Origin of the sequence: Kitasatospora sp. NPDC091257 (assembly GCF_044757675.1) — a bacterium.
GTDB classification, from domain to species: Bacteria; Actinomycetota; Actinomycetes; order Streptomycetales; family Streptomycetaceae; genus Kitasatospora; species Kitasatospora lactacystinica.
Genome location: NZ_JBIVVI010000172.1, coordinates 1 through 10,481, shown reverse-complemented (window position 1 = coordinate 10,481; position 10,481 = coordinate 1). Strand labels below are relative to the sequence as shown.

The window sequence follows — 10,481 nt, the reverse complement described above, 5'->3', positions numbered from 1 at the left end:
CCGGCAGCTGATCTGCGGCGCGGGCAAGGTGCTCCAGACCCCGCGCGGCGCGGTGTACTGCGTCAGCCAGCGGGCCGAGCACATCTGGGAGGGTAGCGCGGCGCGCCCGGGTCCGGCTCGATCTTGGCCCGCAGGCGCTTCACGTGGACGTCCAGGGTCTTGGTGTCGCCGACGTAGTCCGCGCCCCACACCCGGTCGATCAGCTGCATCCGGGTGAGCACCCGGCCCGCGTTGCGCAGCAGCATCTCCAGCAGGTCGAACTCCTTCAGCGGCAGGTCGACCTTGGCGCCGTCCACGGTCACCACGTGGCGGTCCACGTCCATCCGGACCGGGCCCGCCTCCAGGGCGCCCGGGCCGCCGCCGTTGTCGCCCGCGCCGCCGTCCTCGCCGCGGCGGCGCAGCACCGCGCGGATCCGCGCGACCAGCTCGCGGGTGGAGTACGGCTTGGTGACGTAGTCGTCAGCGCCTATCTCCAGGCCGACGACCTTGTCGATCTCGCTGTCCTTGGCGGTCACCATGATCACCGGGACGTTGGAGCGCACCCGGAGCTGGCGGCAGACCTCGGTGCCCGGCAGGCCCGGCAGCATCAGGTCGAGCAGGACGAGGTCGGCACCGTTGCGTTCGAACTGCTCCAGGGCGTCGGGGCCGGTGGCGGCGACGGCCACCTCGAAGCCCTCCTTGCGGAGCATGTACGAGAGGGCGTCGCTGAACGACTCCTCGTCCTCGACCACCAGTACTCGGGTCACGATCAGGCCTCCGGGGCAAGCTGAGGGGTTGTGTCTGACAGGTGTTGTTTCCGTTCCCCGGCGGGGAGCGGACGGTCCGTACGGGCCGTGGTGAGGGTTCGGGGTGCGGCGGCGGGCCCGGCGGGGTCGCCGCCCGGCGCGCGGTCCGGCGCGTCGTCGGGACCGTCGAACGCGTCGGACTCGTCGTCGAACACGTCGTCGGGCTCGTCCTCCGTCGGTGCCTGCCCGGCGGGCAGGCGGACGGTGAAGGTCGAACCCTGGCCCTCGACGCTCCACACCGAGACGGTGCCGCCGTGCGAGGCCGCGACGTGCTTGACGATGGACAGGCCCAGGCCGGTGCCGCCGGTCGCCCGGGAGCGCGCGGGGTCGACGCGGTAGAACCGCTCGAAGACCCGCTCGCGGTCCTTCTCGGAGATGCCGATGCCCTGGTCGGTGACCGAGATCTCGATGAGCTCGCCGTCCGCCTCCCCGAGCGCCGCGGCGCTGGAGATCCGGCGGGTGGCGATGGCCACCCGGGTGCGGGGCGGGCTGTAGTTGACGGCGTTCTCGACCAGGTTGCCGAGCGCGGCGGCGAGCTGGCCGCGGTTGCCGTGCAGGTAGAGGCCGGCGATGCCGCCCGCCGCGATCAGGATCTGCTTGGCGGCGGCCTGCTGGCGGCAGCGGTCGATCGCCTCGGCGATCAGCTCGTCCACCGCGACCGGCTCCGGGTCGACCATCAGCCGGTCGTCCTGGACCCGGGAGAGGTCGATGATCTCCTGCACCAGGCTGGCCAGCCGGGCCGCCTCGACCTGCATCCGGCCGGCGAAGCGCTGCACCGCCTCCGGGTCGTCGGACGCGTCGACGACCGCCTCGGAGAGCAGCGACAGGGCGCCGACCGGGGTCTTGAGCTCATGGCTGACATTGGCCACGAAGTCCCGGCGGACGGCTTCCACGCGGCGCCGCTCGGTCTGGTCCTCGACCAGCACCAGCACCAGTCGGGAGCCCAGCGGGGCCACCCGGACGGAGACCGCGAGCGGCTCCGCCGCGCGGGCCGCGCCCGGCCGGGGCACCTCCAGCTCGACCTGGCGGATCTCGCCGTCCCTGCGGGTGGCGCGCGCCAGCCCGAGCATCTGGTCCACGGCGACGGCGCCACCGCGCACCAGGCCCATCGCGTACGCCGCCGAGCTGGCCTTGACCACCTCGTCGCCCTCCCCCAGCACGATCGCGCAGGAGCGGAGCACGGAGAGCACGGTGTCGACCCCGGGCGGCAGCGGCGGCTCGGGGTTGCCGGTGCCCAGTGACTGGTACCGGCCGGGGTTCCTGCCGCCGGTTGCGCTGTACCTGCCCCTGGCCTGCTCGCGCTCGCTCCAGCGGAAAGCGATGGAGGCGGTGAGGCCGACGCCGAGCCCGGCTATGGCACAGGCAGCGGCGGCGGCCACGTTCACGTCCATGTGGCCAGCGTAAGCGCACGACCAGGGCAGTCCCCATGCACTGGGTCAAGGCATCCACCGCGCGTTGCCGAGAATTCACCTTCAGGTAGCTGTCGATTCACCGTAGCGGCCGTGCACCGTCGCCCTGGCGGCGGAAAGTTGGCCGGGCAGCCCGTGTGGGAGAGATCGGTGTGCCGAACAGCGGCCATCGGCTCGGGTGTGCGCGTACGATGCGCGCCACCAGCAGCGGTCACCCGGACGCCGGAACGACGGTCGTACGGGCTGACCGGTCGGCACCGCCACCGACACAGCTACTGAGGAGAGAACATGCGCGACGCGTACCACGAGGAACTCGATGCGATCGGCGACAGCCTGGTCGAGATGGCCCGGCTGGTCGGATCGGCGATGGGCCGGGCCACCACCGCCCTCCTCGACGCGGACCTGGCGCTGGCGGAGAGCGTGATCGCCGCCGACGAGAAGGTCAACGAGCTCCACCACGAGCTGGAGAACCGGGCCATCGACCTCCTCGCCCGCCAGCAGCCGGTCGCCACCGACCTGCGCATCGTCGTCACCTCGCTGCGGATGAGCGCCGACCTGGAGCGCTGCGGCGACCTCGCCCGGCACGTCGCCAAGGTCGCGCGGATGCGCTACCCCGACACCGCCGTGCCGAGCGACCTGCACTCCACCGTCCTGGAGATGGGCCAGCTCGCCCAGCGCCTGGTGGCCAAGGCCGGCCTGGTCATCGCCACCAAGGACGTCGACAAGGCCCTGGAGATGGAGCAGGACGACGACGCGATCGACACCCTGCACCGCGAGCTGCTGTCGCACCTGATCGATGAGCGCTGGCACCACGGCATAGAGACCGCCGTCGACATCACCCTGGTCGGCCGCTACTACGAGCGCTTCGCGGACCACGCGGTGTCGGTCGCCAAGCGCGTGGTGTACCTGGTGACGGGCGAGCACGTGGCCGAGTTCGTGGCCGCCACCGAGGCCGCCGAGGCCGCGCCGGTCGACTGACCGCCGGTCCGGGCTCACCCCGAGGGGTGAGTAAACCTGTGGCAAGGGTGGTGCGGGCGCACGGACTTCCGTGCGCCCCACCACTGCGCGCCCGTTGACGCTCATCCGTTCGACGGCTTCACTCGACATTGGGGGCACAGGACTGTGCCCGTCACAAGGAGGGAAGCTCGATGAAGGCCAACCCGTCCCGACCGGCAACCGCCCACGACTCCGTCGAGCCACCCGCCCCGAAGCTGCTTCCCGTCCTCGCGGCCGGCTGCGGCTGCGGCCCGGGCTGCGGCTGCGGCTGCCAGTCCGGCGCGCCCTGCCAGTGCGGAGGCGCCGACGGCGGCTGCTGCGGCGGCCACTGAACGCGGCACCGCCCGAGGAGCTCCCGAGGTGCACGGCCCACCGGCGACCGTGCACCTCGCGCGTTCCGGCCCGCCCGACCGGCGCCTTCCGGCCCGCCCGACCGCTCGCCCGCTCACCCTCCCGCGGGCCTCCCGCGGGCCTTCCGCGGGCCTTCCGCAGGTCAGAACCGGACGTCGGAGCAGGAGTAGAAGGCGTTCCCGGTGTCGGAGATCGTCCAGACCGCGACGACCACCTGGTGCCCGGTGCGCCCGCCCGGGACGATCGCGGTGTGGCTGAGCGTGCTCGGCACCTGCTTCCCGCCGTACGGGACGGTCAGGAAGGGCGTCAGGTCCAGGTTGGCGCGGGTGACCGGCTGGCTCGCGTCGTAGCCCGGCTTGGTCATGTAGTACCGGAAGTCGGCGGTCGCGTGCCGGGCGGTGAACTTCCAGGTGAAGGTGAGCTGCTGGCCCGCCGTCACCGGCGTGGTCGGCCAGGCGCCGCCGTGGGGGTCGTCCAGCTCGGCGAAGCGCGGGTTGCCGCCGGCGCAGATGGTGCCGTCCGAGGGGCCGAGGGCCGGGAAGCCCTTGGGGCCCTCGACGCTCTGCGGCTCCCACTGGATGTCACCGCAGTCCCACGGGACGCCGTCCACGTGGGTGTCGCAGAGCGCGGCCCGGCTGGGCGGGGTCGAGATCCAGCCGTGGGACGAGGCCGGGAAGGCGAGGGTCAGCGGGATCGCCAGCGCGGCGACGGCGGCCCCGACGATGTGACGTGTGCGCATGGTGCTCCTCCGTGGGGGTGGATGGAGTGTGCGCCGGAGGCGCGGACGCGCGCGCGTGGGGGTGCGGCGGCCCGGACGGGAGATCCTGGCATGCCTGCGCCAGTCCGGTGCCCTCACGGTAGGAGTCGCCGACCGAGCCCGTCAATGGTCTGAACCAGTTTCCCATTCACCGCCCAACTCCCCTACTGGACAGCCCGGTTGAACCCGAACCGACCCAAAACGAACCGCCCGAGAACGAACGAAGCCCCGCCCCCGGTCGGACCGGGGGCGGGGCCGTAGCGGCAAGCGGCTTACTTCTTGCCCTGGTTCTTGACGGCCTCGATGGCGGCCGCGGCGGCGTCCGGGTCGAGGTAGCGGCCGCCCGGGGTGACGGGCTTGAAGTCGGCGTCCAGCTCGTACACCAGCGGGATGCCGGTCGGGATGTTCAGGCCGGCGATGGCCTCGTCGGAGACGCCGTCGAGGTGCTTGACCAGCGCGCGCAGGCTGTTGCCGTGGGCGGTGACCAGCACGGTCCGGCCGGCGGCGAGGTCCGGGACGATGGCGTCGTACCAGTACGGGAGCATCCGCTCCACGACGTCCTTCAGGCACTCGGTGCGCGGACGCAGCTCGCTCGGGATCTCGGCGTAACGGGCGTCGCCGGCCTGCGAGTACTCGGAGTCGTCGGCCAGCACCGGCGGCGGGGTGTCGTACGAGCGGCGCCACAGCTGGAACTGCTCCTCGCCGAACTCGGCCAGGGTCTGGGCCTTGTCCTTGCCCTGGAGCGCACCGTAGTGGCGCTCGTTCAGCCGCCAGCTGCGGCTGACCGGGATCCAGTGGCGGTCGGCCTTGTCCAGGGCGATCTGCGAGGTGCGGATGGCGCGGCGCAGCAGCGAGGTGTGCAGCACGTCGGGGAGCAGACCCTCGGCGGCCAGGAGCTCGCCACCGCGGGCGGCCTCCTTCTCGCCCTTCTCGTTGAGGTCGACATCGACCCAACCGGTGAACAGGTTCTTCTGGTTCCACTGGCTCTCGCCGTGGCGGAGCAGGATGAGTCGGTACGTCGTGTCAGCCATGGCCCCCAGCTTAGTGGGGGCCCGGAAAACCCCTGGTGGGGACCTTCGACCAATGTGTAATGTGTGCCTCGCGCATCTGACACTTACATGCGTCGGCTGACCGGGCCTGCCGCACCGATCGGCGGACGCCTGCCCCCGGGAGCCCCCACATGCTCGTCACCGCCGGTTTCCGAAGAATGATCCAGGAGACGGCGGGCGGGCTGCCGCGCCAGTTCTGGTGGCTCTGGGTCTCGACCCTGGTCAACCGGCTCGGCGCCTTCGTGGTCACCTTCCTCGCGCTCTACCTCACCAGCAGCCGCGGGTACTCGGCCACCTACGCGGGCCTGGTCGCCGCCCTGTTCGGCCTCGGCTCGGCGGCCTCCGCGATCATCGCCGGCGTGCTGACCGACCGGATCGGACGCCGTCCGACCCTGCTCGCCGCCCAGCTCGGCACCGCACTGTTCACCGCCGTGCTCGGCTTCACGGACGGTCAGGTGGCGATCGCGGTGGTGGCCTTCCTGGTGGGCTTCTGCAACAACGCCACCCGGCCGGCCATCTCGGCGATCATCGCGGACATCGTCCCGGTCGCCGACCGGGTCCGCGCCTACTCGCTGAACTTCTGGGCGATCAACCTGGGCTTCGGCCTCTCCTCGGCCGTCGCCGGCCTGATCGCCAGCCACGGCTACCTCACGCTCTTCCTGCTGGACGCGCTCTCCACGGCGCTCTGCGCGGTGGTGATCTTCGTCAGGATCCCGGAGACGAAGCCCGACGTCCGGACGGCGAAGGCCGACGAACCGGCGGTCGGCCTCGGCACCGTGTTCCGCGACCGCCGCTTCATGGCCGTGGTCGGCCTCACCCTGCTGCTCGCCCTGGTGCTGCAGCAGGGCGCCACCACCCTCGCGGTGGACATGGGCCGCCGGGGGATCACGTCCACCGAGTACGGCCTGGTCATCGGCCTGAACGGGCTGCTGATCGTCCTGCTGCAGATCCCGCTCACCCGGTGGGTCGAGAGCCGCAGCCGGTCGGCCATGCTGGCGGCGGCCTCGCTGTTCATCGGCTGGGGATTCGGGCTGACGGCCCTGGCCGGGTCGTCCGCGTGGTTCTACGCCGGCACGGTGGCGGTCTGGACGGTCGGGGAGATCCTCTACACGCCGACCCTCATGGGCCTGATCGCCGAACTGTCGCCGACCCATGCCCGCGGGCGCTACCAGGGCGTCTACTCGCTCGCCTGGTCGCTCGCCTCGTTCCTCGGCCCGGCCGTCGGCGGGGTGCTGCTGGAGCGGGCCGGCGGCGGGGCGCTGTGGGGTGCGTGCGGAGTCTGCGGCACGGTCGCCGCGGCCGGCTACCTGCTGCTGGGCAAGCGGACCGGCGCCGCGCAGGGCATCCGGCCCGGCGGGACCGTCGTCATGGTCCCGGCGCCCGCGGCGGAACCCGCCGGGAAGACCCCGGCGGGCGCCTGACCGAACGGGTCGGTCCGCACGGGTCAGTCCGCGTCCGGGGCGTCCGCCGGCGGCTCCTCCGGGGCGGCCAGGTGGGCGAAGGCGGCCAGGTTGCGGGTGGACTCCCCGCGCTTGGTCCGCCACTCCCACTCCCGGCGGATCGCCGTGGCGAAGCCCAGCTCCAGGAGGGTGTTGAACGGCTCGTCCGCGTTCTCCAGCACCGTCCCGAGCAGCCGGTCCACGACCTGCGGGGTGAGCGCCTCCAGCGGCAGCCGGCCGGCCAGGTAGACGTCGCCGAGCGCGTCGACCGCGTAACCGACGCCGTACAGCCGGGTGTTGCGCTCCAGCAGCCAGCGGTAGACGGCCTCGTGGTTCTCGTCCGGACGGCGGATCACGAAGGCGTTCACCGACAGGGTGTGGTCGCCGACCCGCAGGGCGCAGGTGGTGCTCAGCTTCCGGGTGCCCGGGAGGGCCGCCACCAGCGTGTACGGGTCGGTGGCGGCCGGTTCCCAGGCCACCCCGGCGTCGTCCAGGGCGGTGCGCAGGAGGGTCAGGGCCTCGTCCTTGGTGCGGATTGCCATGGGGGTGACGTTACTCGCCGGTACCGGGCGGGCGCAGCCCCGGCCGGTCGGCGCGCGGGCCGCGCGACGTTCCGCCGGGGCGCCCCGGGCCGGTCGGCGACGGGCCGGCCGAGGGCCGGGCCGTCCCGCACTCAGGCCAGTCGGCGACGGGCCGCGGCCAGCCGGCCGGCCGGCCGGGCCATGCTGCCCGCGTACACCTCGGCGGTGGTCGCCGCCGCGGTGTCCCAGCCGAAGCCGGCCGCGTGCCGGGCCGCCGCCGCGCCGCGCCGCGCCACCAGGCCCCGGTCGGTGATGTACGGCTCCAGCGCGTACGACCAGTCCAGCGGGTCGTGGCCCTGCACCAGGGTGCCGGTCTCGCCGTCCCGCACCGCGACCGGCAGCCCGCCGACCGCGGCCGCCACCACCGGGGTCCCGCAGGCCTGCGCCTCCAGCGCGACCAGCCCGAAGGACTCGCTGTACGAGGGCATCACCAGGGCCGTCGCCGCCCGGTACCAGTCGGCGAGCAGCTCCTGGCCGACCGGCGGGTGGAACCGCACCACGTCGGAGATGCCCAGCTGGGCGGCGAGCTTGTGCAGGCTCTCCGGCCGGGCCAGCCCGGTGCCGGACGGCCCGCCGACCACCGGCACCACCAGGCGCTCGCGCAGCTCCGGGCGCCGGGCCAGCAGCGCGGCGACCGCCCGCAGCAGCACGTCCGGGGCCTTCAGCGGCTGGATCCGGCCCGCGAACAGCAGCACCGCGGCGTCCTGCGGCAGGCCCAGCCGGGCCCGTGCGGCGGCGGGCGTCCGCGGCCCGCCGGGACGGAAGACGTCCAGGTTGACCCCGGGGTGGACGACGGCCAGCTGGTCCGGCCGGGCGGCGTAGTGCAGCGCCAGCTCGGCGGCCTCCTCGGTGGTGTTGGCGATCAGCCGGTCGGCCGCCTCCACCACCTGGGTCTCCCCGATCACCCGGGCCGCGGGCTCGGGCGTGTCGCCCGCGGCCAGCGCGGCGTTCTTGACCTTCGCCATGGTGTGCATGGTGTGCACCAGCGGCACCCCCCAGCGCTGCGCGGCCAGCCAGCCGACCTGCCCGGAGAGCCAGTAGTGCGAGTGCACCAGGTCGTAGTGGCCGGGGCGGTGGCCCGCCTCCGTCCGCAGCACCCCGTGGGTGAAGGCGCACAGCTGGGCCGGCAGGTCCTCCTTGATCAGGCCCTCGTACGGCCCGGCGGTGACGTGGCGGACCAGCACGCCCGGGGCTAGCTCGACCGTCGGCGCGTCGTCCGAGCAGATCGACCGGGTGAACACCTCGACCTCGATGTTGAGGTCGGCCAGGCGCTTGGCCAGCTCGACGATGTAGACGTTCATCCCGCCGGCGTCCCCGGTGCCGGGCTGGTGCAGCGGCGAGGTGTGGACGCTCAGCATGGCGATCCGGCGCGGACGGCGGCGGCCGGGGACGAGCGACTGGAGCCGGGCGCGCGCGGGGGCGGCCGACTGGGCACGGCGGACCGAACGGACGGGGTGCTGGATCACCTGGCTGAAGCCTCCTCTGTGCTGCCCGTCGAGGCGGTCCGTACCGGGCCGCCCGTTGTCCGGTGTGCGCTGCCCCGTCCCGGGCACACATCACCACCAGTCTGCCAACCACACGGACCGCGCTCGGCATTCCCGCCCCGGCCCACCGGCCGGGGCGGTCGCCATCGCCCCAGGTCAGCGCGGTGCCGCCGACGGCCCGACTACCCTTCTGGGCATGGCTGCCTCCTTCGAACCCGTTCCCGCCGCGCCCGCCCGCGGACGGACCGGGCGACCGGTGGGGACGGTCACCCGGGGCACCACCAACACCAACCGGCTGCGCCGGATGGACCGCTGGATCGCCCACACCCTCGGCCGCGCGCTGCGCGCCGCCGAGCGCCCGCCGGTCGCGGTGGACCTCGGCTACGGCGCGGCGCCGTGGACCGCCGTCGAGCTGGCCGGGCGGCTGCGCACGGTGCGGCCGGACGTCCGGGTGGTCGGGATCGAGATCGAGCCGGAGCGGGTCGCCGCCGCGCTGCCGTACGCCGAGCCGCCGCTGCTCACCTTCCGGCGCGGGGGCTTCGAGGTGCCGCTGGACGGCGGCGCGCCGGCCCAGCTGATCCGGGCCGCCAACGTGCTGCGGCAGTACGACGAGTCGGCGGTCGCCGGGGTGTGGGAGCGGCTGTGCGCGCGGCTCGCCCCGGACGGGCTGCTGGTCGAGGGCACCTGCGACGAGATCGGGCGGCGGCACGTCTGGGTCGCGCTCGGTCCGGAGGGGCCCCGGACGGTGACCTTCGCGGCCCGGCTGGGCGGCCTCGGCCAGCCCTCCGACCTGGCCGAGCGGCTGCCGAAGGCGCTGATCCACCACAACGTGCCCGGACGGCCGGTGCACGCCTTCCTGACCGACTTCGACCGGGCCTGGGCGGCGGCCGCGCCGTACGGGGCGTTCGGGGCGCGGCAGCGCTGGGTGGCGGCCTGCACGGCGCTGGCGGGCGGCTGGCCGCTGGTGGACGCGCGCGGACGGTGGCGGCAGGGCGAGGTCACGCTGCCCTGGTCGGCGCTCGCGCCGTAGCGGCGGGGTCGGCGCCGCGGCGGCGGGCGGCGCCGTAGCGGCGGGCCGCCGCGGTGCTGCCGGGTTCGGGGGCGCGCACATGCCAGCGAGCGCCGGAGCTGGTGACCGACCCGATGCATTCACTCGAACGAGTTATCGAATATCTCTGGCGTGTTGACGCCTCGACACGCCACCATGGACCCGGCCGAGCGGCGACACCACGCCCCACCCGGCCGTCAGGCGCCCCGCTCGGGCAGCTCCCGCCGAGCCCGTTCGAACACCCCGTACATCTCCGACCCGAACAGCACGAACCGCACCTCCGCCAGCTCCGCACCCGCCTCCACGTCACCGCCGCCCAGCACCTCCGCGACGGTGCCGAGCGCGATCCGGGCCGCGTCCGCCGGCGGCCAGCCGTAGATCCCGGCCGACACGGCCGGGAAGGCCACCGTGCGCGCGCCGAGCGCCACCGCGGTGCGCAGCGACTCGCGATAGCAGGAGGCCAGCAGCTCCGCCCGCTCCTCGTACTCCTCCACGTCACCGCCGCCCAGCACCTCCGCGACGGTGCCGAGCGCGATCCGGGCCGCGTCCGCCGGCGGCCAGCCGTAGATCCCGGCCGACACG

At 73.9% G+C, this 10,481-nt stretch carries 11 protein-coding genes and 1 pseudogene; 5 read left to right on the top strand and 7 right to left on the bottom strand.

Annotation, left to right across the window (positions count from 1 at the left end; translation table 11 throughout):
- Positions 1–98 (top strand): annotated as a pseudogene (locus tag ACIQOV_RS11035) (proteasome accessory factor PafA2 family protein); the annotation flags it as partial.
- On the opposite strand, the gene ACIQOV_RS11030 reads toward ACIQOV_RS11035, so the two are convergent.
- Together ACIQOV_RS11030 and ACIQOV_RS11025 are read right to left on the bottom strand one after the other, a co-directional pair.
- A complete protein-coding gene (locus ACIQOV_RS11030) occupies positions 63–746 on the bottom strand; it encodes a response regulator transcription factor (protein WP_401047328.1) in 684 nt (227 codons plus the stop codon). The pseudogene ACIQOV_RS11035 and the gene ACIQOV_RS11030 overlap by 36 nt on opposite strands.
- Positions 747–748: 2 nt before the next feature.
- Complete coding sequence (locus tag ACIQOV_RS11025; protein WP_401047325.1) at positions 749–2,176, bottom strand: sensor histidine kinase; 1,428 nt, start codon at positions 2,174–2,176, stop codon at positions 749–751.
- 306 nt (positions 2,177–2,482) lie between these two features.
- Here ACIQOV_RS11025 and phoU point away from each other — a divergent pair, with 306 nt between their 5' ends.
- Positions 2,483–3,172 (top strand): phosphate signaling complex protein PhoU, encoded by a 690-nt coding sequence (gene phoU, locus ACIQOV_RS11020; protein ID WP_359830323.1) that lies wholly within the window; start codon positions 2,483–2,485, stop codon positions 3,170–3,172.
- A gap of 170 nt (positions 3,173–3,342) precedes the next feature.
- Positions 3,343–3,522 (top strand): hypothetical protein, encoded by a 180-nt coding sequence (locus ACIQOV_RS11015; protein WP_387689121.1) that lies wholly within the window; start codon positions 3,343–3,345, stop codon positions 3,520–3,522.
- Between the two features lie 161 nt (positions 3,523–3,683).
- Here ACIQOV_RS11015 and ACIQOV_RS11010 read toward each other — a convergent pair whose 3' ends face one another.
- Both ACIQOV_RS11010 and ACIQOV_RS11005 read right to left on the bottom strand, forming a co-directional pair.
- Positions 3,684–4,280, bottom strand: coding sequence for a lytic polysaccharide monooxygenase (locus ACIQOV_RS11010; RefSeq protein ID WP_401047322.1), 597 nt, complete (start codon positions 4,278–4,280; stop codon positions 3,684–3,686).
- Between the two features lie 290 nt (positions 4,281–4,570).
- Entirely contained in the window at positions 4,571–5,329 is a 759-nt protein-coding gene (locus ACIQOV_RS11005) for a phosphoglyceromutase (RefSeq protein ID WP_359913728.1), read from the bottom strand.
- Between the two features lie 149 nt (positions 5,330–5,478).
- On the opposite strand from ACIQOV_RS11005, the gene ACIQOV_RS11000 reads away from it, so the two are divergent.
- Positions 5,479–6,768, top strand: a complete 1,290-nt coding sequence (locus ACIQOV_RS11000; RefSeq protein ID WP_401047319.1) for an MDR family MFS transporter — start codon at positions 5,479–5,481, stop codon at positions 6,766–6,768.
- Between the two features lie 23 nt (positions 6,769–6,791).
- Here the strand turns inward: ACIQOV_RS11000 and ACIQOV_RS10995 are convergent, their stop codons facing one another.
- The gene (locus ACIQOV_RS10995) at positions 6,792–7,328 is read right to left on the bottom strand and encodes a YbjN domain-containing protein (protein ID WP_401047316.1); all 537 of its coding nucleotides are present in this window, start codon (positions 7,326–7,328) and stop codon (positions 6,792–6,794) included.
- 131 nt (positions 7,329–7,459) lie between these two features.
- Complete coding sequence (gene mshA, locus ACIQOV_RS10990; protein WP_401047331.1) at positions 7,460–8,830, bottom strand: D-inositol-3-phosphate glycosyltransferase; 1,371 nt, start codon at positions 8,828–8,830, stop codon at positions 7,460–7,462.
- A 217-nt stretch (positions 8,831–9,047) separates the two neighbouring features.
- Between mshA and ACIQOV_RS10985 the strand changes: the two genes are divergently transcribed.
- A complete protein-coding gene (locus ACIQOV_RS10985) occupies positions 9,048–9,881 on the top strand; it encodes a class I SAM-dependent methyltransferase (RefSeq protein ID WP_380553414.1) in 834 nt (277 codons plus the stop codon).
- A 215-nt stretch (positions 9,882–10,096) separates the two neighbouring features.
- Here ACIQOV_RS10985 and ACIQOV_RS10980 read toward each other — a convergent pair.
- Positions 10,097–10,481 (bottom strand): macro domain-containing protein (locus tag ACIQOV_RS10980; protein WP_401047314.1); only part of this gene is annotated, 385 nt, incomplete at its 5' end.